This is a genomic window from Sphingobium sp. SJ10-10, assembly GCF_036038995.2.
Lineage (GTDB): Bacteria > Pseudomonadota > Alphaproteobacteria > Sphingomonadales > Sphingomonadaceae > Sphingobium.
On sequence record NZ_CP158132.1, the window covers coordinates 1,779,899 to 1,795,957 of the forward strand.

The 16,059-nt window shown below is 61.7% G+C and carries 16 protein-coding genes; 9 read left to right on the forward strand and 7 right to left on the reverse strand.

What is annotated here, in order from left to right; genetic code table 11:
• Positions 1–10: 10 nt before the first annotated feature.
• Both VVT58_RS08580 and VVT58_RS08585 read left to right on the forward strand, forming a co-directional pair.
• Positions 11–361 (forward strand): RidA family protein, encoded by a 351-nt coding sequence (locus VVT58_RS08580; protein ID WP_066555528.1) that lies wholly within the window; start codon positions 11–13, stop codon positions 359–361.
• Between the two features lie 191 nt (positions 362–552).
• Positions 553–1,557, forward strand: coding sequence for a class 1 fructose-bisphosphatase (locus VVT58_RS08585; RefSeq protein ID WP_327753378.1), 1,005 nt, complete (start codon positions 553–555; stop codon positions 1,555–1,557).
• A 152-nt stretch (positions 1,558–1,709) separates the two neighbouring features.
• On the opposite strand, the gene VVT58_RS08590 is transcribed toward VVT58_RS08585, so the two are convergent.
• From VVT58_RS08590 to VVT58_RS08605, 4 genes are all read right to left on the reverse strand, one after another.
• Positions 1,710–2,750: a rod shape-determining protein gene (locus VVT58_RS08590; RefSeq protein ID WP_327753377.1), complete on the reverse strand. Its 1,041-nt coding sequence runs from the start codon at positions 2,748–2,750 to the stop codon at positions 1,710–1,712.
• Between the two features lie 114 nt (positions 2,751–2,864).
• Positions 2,865–3,245 carry a TadE/TadG family type IV pilus assembly protein gene (locus VVT58_RS08595; RefSeq protein WP_327753376.1) on the reverse strand — a complete coding sequence of 127 codons (381 nt, stop codon included), beginning with the start codon at positions 3,243–3,245 and terminating at the stop codon, positions 2,865–2,867.
• Positions 3,242–3,703 carry a TadE/TadG family type IV pilus assembly protein gene (locus VVT58_RS08600; RefSeq protein WP_327753375.1) on the reverse strand — a complete coding sequence of 154 codons (462 nt, stop codon included), beginning with the start codon at positions 3,701–3,703 and terminating at the stop codon, positions 3,242–3,244. Before VVT58_RS08600 ends, VVT58_RS08595 begins: the two co-directional genes overlap by 4 nt.
• Positions 3,700–4,956: a pilus assembly protein TadG-related protein gene (locus tag VVT58_RS08605; protein WP_327753373.1), complete on the reverse strand. Its 1,257-nt coding sequence runs from the start codon at positions 4,954–4,956 to the stop codon at positions 3,700–3,702. The genes VVT58_RS08600 and VVT58_RS08605 overlap by 4 nt, the downstream gene beginning before the upstream one ends.
• 579 nt (positions 4,957–5,535) lie before the next feature.
• Between VVT58_RS08605 and VVT58_RS08610 the strand changes: the two genes are divergently transcribed.
• The 6 genes from VVT58_RS08610 to VVT58_RS08635 are packed head-to-tail and all read left to right on the forward strand — an operon-like array spanning position 5,536 to position 10,429.
• Positions 5,536–6,405, forward strand: a complete 870-nt coding sequence (locus VVT58_RS08610) for a cytochrome c oxidase subunit II (protein ID WP_066561463.1) — start codon at positions 5,536–5,538, stop codon at positions 6,403–6,405.
• Complete coding sequence (locus VVT58_RS08615) at positions 6,405–8,123, forward strand: cbb3-type cytochrome c oxidase subunit I (protein ID WP_327753371.1); 1,719 nt, start codon at positions 6,405–6,407, stop codon at positions 8,121–8,123. The genes VVT58_RS08610 and VVT58_RS08615 overlap by 1 nt, the downstream gene beginning before the upstream one ends.
• Entirely contained in the window at positions 8,120–8,692 is a 573-nt protein-coding gene (locus tag VVT58_RS08620; protein WP_327753370.1) for a cytochrome c oxidase subunit 3, read from the forward strand. The genes VVT58_RS08615 and VVT58_RS08620 overlap by 4 nt, the downstream gene beginning before the upstream one ends.
• 12 nt (positions 8,693–8,704) lie before the next feature.
• Positions 8,705–9,406 (forward strand): heme-copper oxidase subunit III family protein, encoded by a 702-nt coding sequence (locus VVT58_RS08625; RefSeq protein ID WP_327753369.1) that lies wholly within the window; start codon positions 8,705–8,707, stop codon positions 9,404–9,406.
• A 9-nt stretch (positions 9,407–9,415) separates the two neighbouring features.
• On the forward strand, positions 9,416–9,757 hold the full coding sequence (locus VVT58_RS08630; RefSeq protein WP_327753368.1) for a cytochrome C oxidase subunit IV family protein: 342 nt from the start codon (positions 9,416–9,418) through the stop codon (positions 9,755–9,757).
• 3 nt (positions 9,758–9,760) lie between these two features.
• Positions 9,761–10,429 carry a cytochrome c family protein gene (locus tag VVT58_RS08635; protein WP_327753367.1) on the forward strand — a complete coding sequence of 223 codons (669 nt, stop codon included), beginning with the start codon at positions 9,761–9,763 and terminating at the stop codon, positions 10,427–10,429.
• Between the two features lie 93 nt (positions 10,430–10,522).
• Here VVT58_RS08635 and VVT58_RS08640 read toward each other — a convergent pair whose 3' ends face one another.
• Entirely contained in the window at positions 10,523–10,759 is a 237-nt protein-coding gene (locus tag VVT58_RS08640) for a hypothetical protein (protein ID WP_066555510.1), read from the reverse strand.
• A 165-nt stretch (positions 10,760–10,924) separates the two neighbouring features.
• Between VVT58_RS08640 and VVT58_RS08645 the strand changes: the two genes are divergently transcribed.
• A complete protein-coding gene (locus VVT58_RS08645) occupies positions 10,925–13,255 on the forward strand; it encodes an arylsulfatase (RefSeq protein WP_327753366.1) in 2,331 nt (776 codons plus the stop codon).
• Positions 13,256–13,308: 53 nt separating this feature from the next.
• Here the strand turns inward: VVT58_RS08645 and VVT58_RS08650 are convergent, their stop codons facing one another.
• Positions 13,309–14,007, reverse strand: coding sequence for a helix-turn-helix domain-containing protein (locus VVT58_RS08650; protein WP_327753363.1), 699 nt, complete (start codon positions 14,005–14,007; stop codon positions 13,309–13,311).
• Between the two features lie 366 nt (positions 14,008–14,373).
• Positions 14,374–15,993, reverse strand: a complete 1,620-nt coding sequence (locus VVT58_RS08655) for a Na+/H+ antiporter (RefSeq protein WP_327752778.1) — start codon at positions 15,991–15,993, stop codon at positions 14,374–14,376.
• Between the last annotated feature and the right edge of the window lie 66 nt (positions 15,994–16,059).

The following is a 16,059-nucleotide window of genomic DNA, read 5'->3' on the forward strand; positions in this document are numbered from 1 at the left end:
AGCGTTCCGCATGACAATCACCCGCATCGACCGTGGCCCGCGCATGAGCGAGGCCGTCATCCATGGCGACACCATCTATCTGGCCGGGCAGATCGGCGCGCCGGGGGAGAGCGTGACCGCCCAAACCAAGGCCGTGCTGGCCGAGATCGACGCCCTGCTGGAGCGCACCGGCAGCAGCAAGAACCATATGCTGATGGCGCAGATCTGGCTGGCCGACATGAATGATTTTGCCGAAATGAACGCGGTTTGGGATGGCTGGATAGCGGACGCCGAGGCGCCTGCCCGTGCGACCGGCGAAGCGAAGCTCGCCAGCCCCGACTATAAGGTGGAGATCATCATCACCGCCGCCAGGGCGCTATAATCAGACGCGGCGACTGGCCGCGCTTCGCGGCCAGTCCCGATGGGTGAACGGGTCGTCCCCCAAAGCCGATTTCATGACGTCCGCTTCATGAATTGGCGCTTTTCCAATGCCCGTCCGACCGCTACGGCATAGCTCGATTCCATGCATGGCGCGCAACCGCTCGCCATATTTCTTGAGCGAGTAAGCCGCCTATGTCCATCACCCTCACCCGCTTCCTGATCGAGCAGCAGCGACAGGCCAATGCCCTGCCATCCGAGTTGCGCCTGCTGATCGAAACCGTCGCGCGCGCGTGCAAGACGATCTGCCATAGCGTGTCAAAGGGCGCGCTGGGCGAGGTGCTGGGCAGCCTGGACAGCGAGAATGTGCAGGGCGAGGTTCAGAAGAAGCTGGACGTGATCGCCAATGAACTGCTGCTGGATGCCAATGAATGGGGTGGACATCTGGCCGCCATGGCTTCGGAGGAGATGGAGACGATCCATCGCATCCCCAATCGCTATCCCAAGGGCGAATATCTGCTGCTGTTCGATCCGATCGACGGGTCGAGCAATATCGATGTGGACCTGAGCGTCGGCACGATCTTCTCCGTGCTGAAGGCGCCGGAGGAATGTTCGGGCCGCGAGGTGACGGAGCAGGATTTCCTCCAGCCGGGCACGCAACAGGTCGCGGCGGGCTATGCCATTTACGGGCCGCAGACGCTGCTGGTGTTGACCATCGGCACGGGGGTCTATGAATTCACGCTGGACCGGGAAATCGGATCGTGGCGGATGACCGACGGACCGATGCAGATGCCGCAGGGCAATGCCGAATTCGCCATCAACATGGCGCGGCGGCGGCAATGGTCGCCGGGCATCGCCCGCTATGTCGAGGAGCGGATTCAAGGGACCGAGGGGCCGCTGGGCAAGGATTACAACATGCGCTGGACCGCTTCGATGGTGGCGGACGTGCATCGCATCCTGAAACGCGGCGGGATTTTCCTCTATCCGGCGGATCATCGCTATGCCGACAAGGCGCGGCTGCGGTTGATGTATGAGGCGAACCCCATGTCCTTCCTGGTCGAGCAGGCCGGGGGCGCGGCCAGCAACGGCTATGCGCGGATCATGGACGTGAAGCCGACCGGGCTGCACCAGCGAGTCGGCGTGGTGCTGGGCGACAAGGCGGAAGTCGAGACCGTGGTTGCCTATGGGCGGGGGGGGTAAGCGGCGGAAGCGGGCCGAAGCGATGTTCCGCTTTGGCCGATTGCCGCCCGTTAAACGCGCCGTGCTCCTGAGAAGGCAGGAGCACGCTATCCTTCAAGGAAAGGACAGCTCGCTCCACCCACGCCTGCCGTTCACCCATTGGCAGGCGGCTGTCAGGAAATCGTCAAAACGCCATCGTAAGCGCGGTCTTCCAGTGCCCTGCCCGCGCCCATCGCCACGCATATCAGCGGATTGTCCGCGACCGTGACCGGCAGGCCCGTCGCTTCGGACAGCGCTTCGTCAAGGCGCTGGAGCAGCGCGCCGCCTCCGGTCAGGGTAATCCCTTCCTCGATGATATCGGCCGACAGTTCCGGCGCGGTCTGTTCCAGCGCGGTCATCACCGCCATCTTGATCTGGCCGACCGGCTCGGAGAGAGCGTCGACGATCTCCGCCTCGCTGATCGTCATTTCCGCCGGGCGGCCATTGACCAGATCCCGGCCCTTCACGATCATGCGGCGGCCTTCGTCCTGAGGGGGGGTCGCCGCGCCCAGCTCGCACTTCACGCGTTCCGACGTAGCCTCACCGATCATGAGATTGTGGGTACGGCGGATGTGGGAGGCGATGGCTTCGTCCAGCCGGTCGCCGCCGACGCGGGCCGAATTGCTGTAGGCGATGCCGCGCAGGGAGAGGACCGCCACCTCCGTCGTGCCGCCGCCGATGTCGACCACCATCGCGCCGCGCGGTTCGGTGACGGGCAGGCCCGCGCCGATCGCCGCGGCCATGGGTTCCTCGATAAGCTGGACCCTGTAGGCGCCGGCGTTCGACGCGGCATCGCGCAGTGCGCGGCGTTCCACCATGGTGGAGCCCGTGGGCACGCAGATCACCACCTCATGACGGCGGCCGAAGCGGTTGGCGCCGTTCAGCGCCTTGTCGATGAAATGCTTGATCATCTGTTCGGCCACATCGATGTCCGCGATCACGCCGTCGCGTAGAGGGCGGATCGCCTGGATGCCATTGGGCGTCTTGCCCATCATCAGCTTGGCCTGGTTGCCGACGACCTTGACCTTGCGGATGCCGTCCCGCGTCTCGATCGCGATGACCGAGGGTTCGTTGAGCACGATGCCGCGATCACGCACATAGATGACCGTGTTGACGGTGCCCAGATCGATGGCCATGTCGCAGGCGGACGAGGAAAAGAAGCGCGGCAGTTTCATCGATTTGGCGGACAATCTGTACTGGGGGTGCGGGACGGCTCCCCCTGCAGAGTCGCCTTGCCCAGCAGAAGGGCGCTGCGACAGCCCGTCCGGTAAGTGAGGCCAGTTGAGCCGTTAATAGGATCGGCGGGTATAGCTGATCGACAGTGACGGCGTCTGGTATACGATGAAATTCAGCGGCCGGGAATAGGTCATGGTGATTTCCTTATAGGGAACGCCATATTGGGTCCCGGTTACGATAGTCGGATCGTTGGTATAAGCCGAATCCAGGCCGAATTCGCGGCTCTTCACCTTGGCGATGATGTCGGTGTCGGAAGGCGTGGGATAGATGCTGGCATAGCGCGCACCTTCATCCACCGCATGTTGCAGGCCGGTGCGCGCGCAGGCGATGATGCCGAGCTGGAGCGCGCCCATCAACAGCATGATGAAAGGCGGCACGGCAAGGACGAATTCGATCGCCGCCGCACCGCGCTGATCGCGTATCAGGCGCATCATTGCAGGCGCACCGAGGATGAGCCGGTGAGCGCGATCCCCTGAGACGACCATTTGCTGCTGCCGGGCATGAGTTTGGCGAACATAGGCGTATAGGTTCCTGAAATAGTGATCGCGACATAGCGCTTCATCTGCTGGGTCGCGGTGCAGTAATCAGGCGTGGTTTGCGCCGTACTGTCGCAAACCAGCGTGGGTGTGACGGTGACGTTATTCGTCGAAACACCGGCGGCTGAAGCGGCATCCGCCTTCAAATTGCTATAATTGTTGGAGGATGTGGTGCTGTATCCGCCCGCAGTCGCCATCTGCGCCGCACGCTCGGCCGCACGCTGGAGCGTGATCTTCGCCTTGAACGCCATGGCGACATCCCCCGCCATGAAGGTCAGCAACACAAGAACAGGCATGATAATCGCCAGTTCGACCGTGCTGTTGCCGGTTGGATCAGCGAAAAGCCGCTTCATCATCCCACCAGCCTCACCAGCGTCGCGACGATTTTATCGACGCCCTTATTGTCGCATTGATTGACGATATTGCTGTTGCCGATGAAGGTGACGCGCTTGCTGACCATCTTCACGCAGGTGGTGGTCATGCCCGACGTGCCGCTGAATTCCATCGCCTGGCCTGGAAAATAGAAGGCGCCTTGCAGGACGGAACTCGCGTTGCCGTTGATCTTGTTGCTTCCCGAATCCAGCGCCCGCCGGTCCTGGTAGAAGAGGACGCCGTGATAGGGGTTGGTGGTGTCCGTCGGCGCCGTCAGATTAAGCGTTGCGCCGCCATTGATGTTGACGGTGGAGATGGAACCGGGGTTGTTGGTCGCGTTGCCGCTGGTCAGGATGATGGTGACGTCGGTGCCGTTGACCACCGCCTGCGACCCGATGTCGAAGGTCGTGCTGTCGATGAAATAGGTGCCGGGCGCCATGTTGAGCGTGCCCTTGATATCGAAATTCTTGAAGCAACCTGGCGTTATGGACTTGCTGTTGTTGGGCTGAACATTGGCATTGCCATTGCAGCCTGACAAATCCGACGCGGTGGGCGTCGGCAACGACGCATAGGGATCCTGCACCGGTATGCTGTAGGGCAGCAACGTGGTCGGCGAGACATAGTTGGAACTGGACGACAGCCCACCCACCGCCGCGACCGGGGTGGCCGTCACCGTGCTGCTGCCGCCTGCCGTGACGGCGTTCGACGCGCGCGAATTGGTGGCCATGCCGCAGCCCAGATTGACCGTGGCATTGCCCTGGAGCGTGATGCCGACCGCACTCGATTTTTCGAGCGTGACCACGCAATAATCGCCGCTGCCCACCACGGCGGCAGTCGCTTCGCCATAGATGACTGGCGCCCTCACACCCAATATCTTCGAAAAGGGCAGTTCCGCCGAGGTTTGCAGCACCACCCGCACTGCCTTGCTATTACCGGCATAGGAACCCGCCGTGGGCGCGTTTTCGATCGTCGGCGTCTGCGACAGGGTGATCAGCGACAAACGGCTAATGTCGGAGGTCGCGCTGTCCGAAGCGTTGAAACCCTGCGCCACCGCATAGGCTCCGGCAAGCGCGGCGCTATCCGCCTGACGCTGAACCTGCCGCTTCCACAGGGTCCATTGCACAGTGTCGGTCGCCAGGCCCGCCGCGCCGATCAATATGGGCATGGAGGCAGCCGCCATCATCAGGACATTGCCCGTCCTGTCCCGCAGCAAACGCCCGATCGATCTGCCGAACATTTCCATTCCCTTCCTGCGCGCAGGGCAACAGCCCGGATCACAAGCGGGATTTTAAATATTGTGGGTTAATGAAATATTATTATCTAACATAAATTAGCTATACTTTAAAGTATATAACTTTAGATATATCAGTATTATTTATTATGACAACTCGATATCGAAGAAGATATTTGAATATATTTGGGAATTTTTCAAGTAAAATGAAAAATAGCCAAAAGTGATATTGCAGCAGGGGATTCCAGCTTACTGCATGTGAAGGTTCGATCTCGCGAAGAGAAATGGATGGTGAGTTGATCTCATTTCCGTCATCCCGGCGAAAGCTGGGATATCAGGCGATAGCGCACAGCTTGACCTCACGAGAACCCAGCTTTCTCTGGGATGACGATATTATCGGGATTATCAGGGTCCGCCCCTGCCAATTGTGCCCGCCCCATATCCACAAAGCGGCCCGCCACGTCCCCCCTTCTCTCAACCGCTTCCCCCATCGACATTTTTTCTATAGGTTGTGCCTGCGGTCATTACCGAGACGACTCGAAAATGCCGGAACGGCGGCGAGCGTCCTATGTGGGGAGAGGGCTTGTGCCGGTTGCGGTAGCCATCGCCATGCTTGTGGTCGGGTCGGTTGCCTTTCACCTGTTCAGTCCCTGGTGGCGCACCCCCATCGCATCCAATTGGGGATCGATCGATTCCGCGCTCGACGTGACGCTGTGGATTTGCGCTGCGGCTTTTGTCGGGTTGAACCTGTTCCTGGCCTGGGCGATCGTGAAATATCGCCATCGCGCAGGGCATCGGGCGCATTATGAGCCGGAGAACAGTTCGCTCGAAAAGCGGCTGACGATCTGGACCGCCATCGGCATTGCCGGAATGCTGGCGCCGGGGCTGGCCGCATGGGGCAAATATGTGTCCGTGCCCAAGGAAGCCACCGTCATCGAAGCGGTCGGACAGCAATGGCAATGGTCCTTCCGCTATCCGGGGCCGGATGGAGTGCTGGGCGCGGCGGGGGTCAAATATATCACGCCCGACAATGGCTTGGGACTCGACCCGCTCGATCCCTATGGGCGTGACGATATATTGGTGGAAAGCGGCGATCTGCATCTGCCCGTCGGCAAGCCGGTGAAGATCGTGCTGCGGTCAAAGGATGTGCTGCACGATTTCTATGTGCCGGAATTCCGCGCCAAGATGGACCTGGTGCCGGGCATCGTCACCTATTTCTGGCTGACCCCGACCAAGACCGGCACATTCGACATTCTCTGCGCCGAACTGTGCGGCACGGGGCATCATGCGATGCGCGGCAAGGTGGTCGTGGAGTCGCCCAAGGCCTTTGCGGCGTGGCAGGCCCAGCAGACGAGTTTCGCGCAAATTCTGGCCGACGCGCCGCCTGCGGCCATGTCGATCCTGATCATTAAGGCTAACGCCTGTATCGTCCCCGCCTCCTGGAGCATTCGCTGATGGCTACCACTTTGGCTGACGACCTGCGCCCGCTGCATCATCCGCATAGCTGGGTCACCAAATATGTCTGGAGCCAGGATCACAAGGTCATCGCCATCCAATATAGCGTGACCGCCATTTCCATCGGGCTGGTGGCGCTGGTGCTGTCGGCGCTGATGCGGCTGCAACTGGGCTTTCCCGGCGCCTTTCCGGCGATCCAGCCCGACAATTATCTGCAATTCGTGTCGATGCACGGCATGATCATGGTCGTCTATCTGCTGACCGCGCTGTTGCTGGGGGGCTTTGGCAATTATCTGATCCCGCTGATGGTCGGGGCGCGGGACATGGTGTTCCCCTTCGTCAATATGCTCAGCTACTGGTTTTATCTGCTGTCGGTGATCGTGCTGGTGGCGGGGTTCTTCGTGCCGGGCGGGCCTACGGGCGCGGGCTGGACGCTCTATCCGCCGCAGGCGATCAGCGAGGGGACGCCGGGGCATCAATGGGGCATCGCGACGATGTTGGTGAGCCTCGCCATCTTCGTCGCGGCCTTCACCATGGGCGGCCTCAACTATGTGACCACGGTGTTGCAGGCACGGACGAAGGGCATGACGCTGATGCGGATGCCGCTGTCGGTGTGGGGGATTTTCACCGCGTCCGTCATGGGCCTGCTTGCTTTCCCGGCGTTGTTCGTCGCAGCCATCATGATGCTGTTCGACCATTTCGCCGGCACCAGCTTCTTCATGCCCACCATGCAGTCCATGGGGACGATCACCGACACGCAAGGCGGGAGTCCGCTCCTTTTCCAGCATCTCTTCTGGTTCTTCGGCCATCCCGAAGTCTATATCGTCGCCCTGCCCGCCTTCGGCATCGTATCGGACCTGATCAGCGTCCATGCGCGGCGCAATATCTTCGGATACCGCATGATGGTCTGGGCGATCGTCATCATCGGGGCATTGAGTTTCCTCGTCTGGGCGCATCATATGTATGTGAGCGGCATGAACCCCTATTTCGGGTTCTTCTTCGCCACATCGACGCTGATCATCGCCATCCCGACCGCGATCAAGGTCTATAACTGGCTGCTGACCCTGTGGCGCGGCGACATCCATCTGCGCGTGCCGATGCTGTTCGCCATCGCCTTCATCTTCACCTTCATCCATGGCGGGTTGTCGGGGCTGTTCCTGGGCAATGTCAGTGTCGACGTGCCGTTGTCCGACACTTTCTTCGTCGTCGCGCATTTCCATATGGTGATGGGGGTGTCGCCGGTGCTGGTGATCTTCGGCGCCATCTATCACTGGTATCCCAAGATTTTCGGACGGATGTGGAATGACACTTTGGGGAAACTCCATTTCTGGATCACTTTCCTGGGCGTCTATGCGATTTTCCTGCCGATGCATTATCTCGGCATTTTGGGCGTGCCGCGCCGTTATTATGCGCTGGGCGAGACCGCCTTCATCCCGCCGTCCGTGCACCTGGCCAATGAATGGATCAGCATAGCGGCGCTGGTGGTGTTCGCCGCGCAGGGGCTGTTCTTCTTCAACATGATCTGGAGCCTGTTCCGGGGACCGAAGGCCGATCCCAATCCCTGGGGCGCGGCGAGCCTGGAATGGCTGACCCCCGACACGCCGCCTGCCCATGGCAATTGGGGACCGCATCTGCCGGTCGTCTATCGCTGGGCCTATGATTACAGCGTGCCGGGAGCGGAACGCGACTTCATCCCCCAGACGGAGCCACGCGCATGAGCATCCTTGCGCGCCTTGCCGAGAAAAGCTGGGAAACGGGTCAGCCGGTCGAGCGGGATCGCCCCTCTGCGGGGACGGTCGGGATGCTGGCCTATTTCGCCGTGGCCATGGTGATGTTTTCGCTGCTGGTGGCGACCTATCTGATGCGCATGGGCCTGCATGGCGGGATGGGACATGGCAGCGACTGGAAGCCGATGCCCGATCCGCCATTGCTCTGGATCAATACTCTGGTGCTGGCGGCGAGCAGCGTCGCGTGGGAGATGGCGCGACGGGAAAGGATGCTCCGCGCCGCGATGATGGGGGCCGCGCTGGGATTCCTGTTCCTCGCCGGGCAGTTGCTGCTGTGGAAACATTATCAGGCGGCGGGCTATTATCTGTCCGCCAATCCGGCCAATGCCTTTTTCTACCTGCTGACGGCGCTGCATGGCCTCCACATAATGGGCGGGCTTATTGCCGCCGGGCGCGCGCTGGCGGCGGCGAACATGCGCAATATCGCCCTATGCGCCTTCTATTGGCATTTTCTGCTGATCATCTGGTTGGTTCTGGTCGCTTTGCTGCTGTCGACTTGAGGATGTATCGCCATGGTTCAAGGCATATCGGCCCAAACCCTATCGGACAAAGAAGTCATCGCCCCTGCCCTGCGGGAGATCGCGGCCGACTGGTCCGCCGATCAGGAAGTCTTCCGCCATACCCATTGGGGCAAGGCGATGATGTGGATCTTCCTGCTCAGCGACACCTTCATCTTCTCCTGCTTCCTGACCGGCTATATGACGATGCGCTCGTCCGCCGTGCTGCCCTGGCCCAATACGGCGGAAGTGTTCGCGCTCAATATCGGCGGGCAGGACATCCCGCTGATCCTGATCGCGATCATGACCTTCGTGCTGATCAGCTCCAGCGGCACCATGGCGATGGCGGTCAATTTCGGCTATCGCCGCGACCGGCGGAAAACGGCGGCTCTTATGGTCCTGACCGCTTTGTTCGGCGCGACCTTCGTGGGGATGCAGGCCTTCGAATGGACCAAGCTGATCTTCGAGGAAGGCGTCCGTCCCTGGGGCAACCCCATGGGCGCGCCGCAATTCGGCGCCAGTTTCTTCATGATCACCGGCTTCCATGGCCTGCACGTGACCTGCGGCGTCATATTGCTGCTGATCATCGCGTCCAAGGTGGCGCGGGGCCATTATGACAAGTCGGGCGATTATTCGGCGGTCGAGATCGCCGGGCTTTACTGGCATTTCGTCGATCTCGTCTGGGTGTTCATCTTCGCCTTTTTCTATCTGTGGTGAGGCAAATCCATGCAGGACAATCCGTCGTCAGCCGCCCATGAAGGCCAGCAGCATCCGATCAGCCTGTACCTCAAAGTGTGGGGTCTGCTGTTCCTGCTGAGCGCCATGTCCTATCTGGTCGATTATCTGCATGTGCAGGGGATCGTCCGCTGGATGCTGATCATTATCTTCATGTTGCTGAAGGCCGGGCTGATCGTGTCCATCTTCATGCATATGGCCTGGGAGCGGCTGTCGCTGATCTACGCGATATTGGTGCCGCCGCTGGTGCTGCTGGTACTGGTGCGGATCATGACGATCGAGGCGAACTACGCCTTCTGGACGCGCGCGATCTTCATGGGCGGAGGGGGTTGAGCCATGGGCCGGATGCGCGGGATGGCGGTGGGGCTGTGCGTCGCGGGGGCGGCGGTGACGCTGCTGGGGCTGGGATGGTTCAGCGACAAGCTCTACACCCAAAGCAGGCCGGGGGCACTGGCCTACAAACCGACGGACGACATGCCCCCGCGCGTCGACATGGCCTCGATCCAGCGCGACTGGCCCGCCAGCTTTACGGAAGCTGGCGAAGGCAGCCGGGTGATCGCCTATCACCGGGACATGCGGGGCAAGACGCCGGTGGTGGGTGGCGGCGGTGCGACGGTGGCTCCGCCCCCCGATCTGGGCGCCTTGCTCGCCGGTGCGGACGCCGGCGCGGGGAAGCAGAAGGTGCAACTATGCATGAGTTGTCATGACTTCACCCAGGGCGGCCCCAATCGCATCGGGCCGAACCTGTGGGGCGTGGTCGGGCGGCCAGTGGCAAGCCATGGGGGCTTTGCCTATTCGCCCGCCATGCAGGCGCATAAGGGCAATTGGAGTTACGAGAATTTGTTCGCCTTCCTCGCCTCGCCGGGGCGGGACGTGCCGGGGACGAAGATGAGCTTCGCCGGGCTGCGCAAGCCGGAAGATCGGGCGGCGGTGATCAAATATCTTGCCACTTTGGGATCGAGCGCGCCGCCTTTGCCTCAGCCCAAGGCGATCGCGGCCCGATGATAAGAGCAAGGAACCGCAGTATATTTCTCCTCGTCATACTGAAACAAGTTCAGGGTGACGGTTGGGGATAGAATTGGCTTTCCCCCAATCAGCTCAAGACCGCCGCCAGTCTTCCTCGACCAGATAGCGGCTGAGAAATGTCGATCCCTGCCGGGCCGCCGTCCTGGCGATATGTCGACGGATGTCATTGTCGCTGGACGACCCCAAGACGGCGCGAAAGGCGTCCATGGCCTTGGCCGTGGGTTCGCGTTTCAGGTCGACATAGGGCTGAAAAATATCTCCGAGCGCCTGCTCCCAGGCTTTCTCGATCTGGAGTAGCCGCTTTTCCATAGCTCGCCTCGCTGCGCAACATATTGCACCCCGGAATATGGTGTCGCGGACGGCTCGCGACAAGGGCAATCCTTGTGCATGGCGCTTGACTTCAATCACATGCGTTAATATGAAATATGCACTATTGTGAAATATTTTCGCGCCCAGCCGCAACAAGGAGTGGCCATGCCGTACGCCCGCTCATCGGCCGCACTTTTCCGGACGGCGATCTCCGCGCTGTCCCTGCTGGCGCTCACCCCGTTGCCCACCGCAGCGCAGGATACGCCTGCGCAGAAAGTCTATGGCCGGACGCCCGCCGAATCCTCCCCGCCCGCCTGGCCGCAGCCAGTGCGCGCGGCCAAGGGCGCGCCCAATATCCTGCTCATCATGACCGACGATGTGGGCTTCGGGTCCAGCAGCACCTTCGGCGGGCCGGTGCCGACGCCGACCTTCGACGCGCTGGCGAAGGCCGGGCTGCGCTACAACCAGTTCAATACCACCGCCATCTGCTCGCCCACGCGGGCCTCGCTGCTGACGGGACGCAATCCGCAGGCGGTTGGCATGGGCTATGTCGCCAATTGGGCGACGGGCTATGACGGTTATAACAGCGTCATTCCCAAGAGCGCCGGGACGGTGGCGCAGATATTGAAGGAAAATGGCTATAATACCGCGATGATCGGCAAGGGGCACATCACCCCCGAATGGGAAATGAGCCGCGCGGGGCCGTTCGATCGCTGGCCGACGGGGCTGGGCTTTGAATATTTCTACGGTTTCCTTGGCGCCGACAGCAGCATGGCGGAGCCCAATCTGGTCGAAAATACGAGTCCCGTCTCCCCGCCCGCCGAGCCCGATTATCATCTGGAGCGGGACTTGGCCGATCATGCCATGGATTGGATCGACAGCCAGCACGCCGCCGCGCCCGACAAGCCCTTCCTGCTCTATTATGCCACCGGCACCGCCCATGCGCCCAACCAGCCGCCCGCCGACTGGCTGGCGAAATTCCGGGGCAAGTTCGATGCCGGCTGGGATGTGCTGCGCGCTGAAACGGTGGCACGGCAAAAGAAGCTGGGCGTCATTCCGCCGGGCACCGACGACGCGCCGCATCCGGGCACGCTGCCGCGCTGGGATAGCCTGACGCCCGATCAGAAGCGGCTTTATGCCCGTTATATGGAGGCTTATGCGGCTTCGCTTGCCTATGCGGATGCGCAGATCGGACGGGTGATCCAAAAGCTGCGCGACAATGGCGAACTGGACAATACGCTCATCATCTACATTCAGGGAGACAATGGCGCGAGCGCGGAGGGCAGTTTCGACGGCAAGCTGTTCGAGCAGTCGGCACTGAGCGGGGTCAAGGAAGACCCGGCCTATGCGCTCGCCCATATTGACGAGATCGGCACGAAGACCGCCTATAATCTGATGCCGGGCGGCTGGGGCTGGGCGATGAACGCGCCATTTCCCTGGGCCAAGCGCTATGGATCGCATTTCGGCGGCACGCGCAACGGCATGGTGATGGCCTGGCCGGGGCATATCAAGGATGCGGGTGGCCTGCGCAGCCAGTTCCATCATGTCAGCGACATCATGCCGACCGTGCTGGAAGCGGCGGGCGTGAAGGCGCCGGAGATATTGGACGGCGTGCCGCAGCAGCCGATCACCGGGATCAGCATGGGCTATAGCTTTCAGGCCAAGGACGCGCCCTCCCGTCGTACCATGCAGGTGTCCGCGATGGCGCAGAATTTGAGCATCTACAAGGATGGTTGGGTCGCCGCGACCGCGCCGATGGTGACGCCCTGGGAGCGGATGCCGCCCAAGCCCGTGCCGCTGGATGAGCGGACGTGGCAGCTTTACGATGTCCGCAGCGATTTCAGCGAGGCACATGATGTTGCGGCGGAGAATCCTCAAAAGCTGGAGACCTTGAAGGAGCAGTTCTGGGCGGAGGCTGCGCTGTCCAACATACTGCCGATCCATGGCAGCGAGGGTGGACAGAAAGGACGGCCCGATCCTAATGAGGGGCGGACGCTGTTTAGCTATAGCGCGCCGGTCGGTCATGTTCCGGAGAGCGCAGCGCCCGCCTTGGTGGGACGGTCCTTTGCGGTGACGGCCAAGATCAACCTACCGGCGGAGGGAGGCAAAGGCGTCCTTGTGGCGCAGGGCGGGCGCTTTGGCGGATATAGCCTGTTTTTCGATCAGGGGCGGATCGCGTTTACCTATAATCTGACGCCGGCGCATATGACGCGGATCGTGGCCCCCTCTGCGGTGGCGAATGGCGCGCATGTGATCGGGCTGGACTTTGCGATGGACAAGAATGTGCCGACAAGTGGAGCCGCTGTGACGCTGACCGTCGATGGCAAGGCGGTGGCGCAGGGACGGGTCGAGCGCACCTTTGCGCAGGTGGTGTCGCATACCGAAGATTTCGATGTGGGGATGGACCTGGTGAGCCCGGTCGATCCTGCAGCTTATGACAGTGCGGGAAGCCGGTTCAATGGGGCGTTGGAAAGGGTTGAAGTGAGGGTGAGATAATGTGCTTAATCTCCCCTCTCCTCCGTTCGGGCTGAGCTTGGGAGATGCCTTTTCTAGCTTGATCCGGCGAACCAATCTTCCACCGAAGCGGGTACGCCCTCTCCTTCCCCCGAGGGAGCAAGCAGATTGGCGCGCGCCGTCATCATCACGTCACGCACATGTTGCGCCAGCGGCACCGAACGATCCTCCAGCGCGCCATGGTCCCAACGGACCAGCACGCATTGCAGCATCATGTTGCACAACAGGATGCGATTGCGGGCAATGTCAGGATGCACATGCCCGGCCAGCGCCGTCAGATGCCCCATCAGACGCAGCAGGTTCGGCGCCCTGTCGCGGGTCTGGGCAAACAACGCCGGAGTGAGCGACCAATATTGCGTCGCATAGTGCAGCATGAAGGCGGCATAGGGATGACGCCCGCGATCATCGATCAGGCGCAACTGCGGCAGGCACAATATTCCGAGCAGCGCCAGCGGATCGTCGATCCTACCCTGTCCCTCCAGCCTGTCCAGCATCTCGCCGCGCGTGCCGTCCATCTGTTCGGCCCGGGCGGCGAAGATGGCGGCGAGCAGCCCGTCCTTCGATCCGAAATAATAGGTCACGGCATTGGTGTCGCCGCATTGGGCGGCGGTCGCGATCTCGCGCATCGAGACGGCGTCGATGCCGCGCTCGGCGAACAGCGCTTCGGCCGCCTGGATCAGCCGTGAAGCGGCGGAAACGGAGTGGCGTTTACGGGGCGTGGGTCGGTTCGTCATGAGCGCGCGAAGCATAGAGCGAAGTGGAGGCAAAAACAGCGCCTGACATTAGGCCGTAAACTCATAAATGTCGCGTTCGAGGCGCCAAAATGGCGAACATATCGGGCCGAAATGCGCGCCGCGAAGGTTGGACACCTTTGCAAGCGCATTTCGGTTCGAGATGGAAGCCATTTTGGCGTCCTGCGGATTTGACCAAAAAGGCCCATCCCGGCGTCGAGAGGGCTTGAAATATCGACATATTCCTGCGCCCTCTCTCCTTGTGCTGGGCCTTTTTGCCTCAAACCTCGAACGCGACATTTATGAGTTTACGGCCTAATATCGCGCCGACCCAGAGGACGACCTAAACCAACGCAGAAAGGCCGGGCATCAGGCTTTGGCTGACAGGGCGCTCAATTCCTCCAGATCGAGATCGCGTTCCAGTTCCTGAAGCGTATGTTCGTCAATCTCGCCCGTGCGGTGAAGGCGCAGCAACTCCGCCCGCCCGGCGGCGATGGCTTTCAGCACCAGGTCGAAATGGGCGTGGAGCCTGTCCGAAAACTCCTCCTCCTGCCCCGCATAGCTGACCGACAGTTCGGCGTGACGCTGATAGCGTTCGAGCAGACGCGGGTGGACCAGCGTACCTTCCGCATCATAGGCGTGCACTTCCACGATGCGGACCTGCGCCTGGGCCATGGCGGCTTCGGCCTCGCTCATGGTCATGCGCGGGCGGTCGCTTTCCGGTTCGACCAGCTTCACCATGCGGATCACCGCGCCCAATGTCGTGCCTTGCAGCAGGACAGTGCCGATGATGACGGCGAAGGCCGTGGTCAGGATGAAGTCGCGGCCGGGAAAACCCTCCGGCACGCTGAGCGCCACCGCCAGCGTCACCACGCCGCGCATCCCGGCCCAGCCCAGCACCGTGGCCGAACGCGGACCGAGCGGTTTGTAGCCGCATATGCCCATCGCCCTCAGCCCGGCGATCACGGCATCCGAACCGAATACCCAGATGAACCGCGCAACGATGAGCGTGGCGAGGATCGCGAGGATGGGCAGCGTCATTTCGTCCAGCACCACGCCCAAACCGCCCACACGCTCGATCACGCCGCGCAGCGACGATCCGATGAGGAGGAACACGAACGCCTCCATCAGGAAGATCATCACCGCCCAAAAGGCCGTGCCGTTCATCCGCACCATCGCGGGGAAGACGACATGCTGATACCAGCCGCAGATGAGGCCGGTCGTGACCGTCGCAATCACGCCGGAAACATGGACGGATTCGGCCAACAGATAGGATGCCCAAGGCGCCAGCAGCGATGAGGCGATCATCAGATATTTGTCGTCCAGCCGCTTGACCGTCAGCACCCAGAGCGCGCCGATGACGGCACCGATCAACGCCCCGCCCGCCGCCAGCATGACGAAGCTTTGCAGCGCATCGACCATGCTGAACGCGCCGGTCACGCCCGCCGCTATGGCGAAGCGGAAGAGGACAAGGCCGCTGGCGTCGTTGAACAGACTTTCCCCTTCCAGCAGGATCGAAAGGCGGCGCGGCAGATGGACCCGCTGCAACACCGCGCGGGCCGACACGGCGTCGGGCGGCGAGACGATGGCGCCGAGCGCCGCGCAGGCTGCCCAGGGAAGGCCGGGCACCAGCCAGTGCGCCACCGCCGCGACGATGGCAGTAGTGAAGATCACCGCCCCCACGGCCAGCGCGACAATGCCGAACATATGCCTTTGAAGGTGCCGTAGCGCGATGAACCAGGCGCCATCCATCAGCAGCGGCGGCAGGAAGATCACCAGCACCAGTTGCGGGTCGAGCGAGATCACCGGCAGGCCGGGCAGGAAGGCGAACAGCGCGCCTCCCGCCAGCAGGGCGACCGCGGGCGGCAGGCCCAGCTTGTTCGCGGCATAATGCAGGACGATGATCGCCAGCAGCATGACGATCACCAATTCGAACAACTGCATTGGGTGCATAAGGCCTTCCCCCGCCGGTTCCGTGTCGTGGCCCATATGACATGAAAATCCTTTCGGCCGACGACGAAAATGCCAGCCACGCCGACAGTTTCAAGAGGGCGG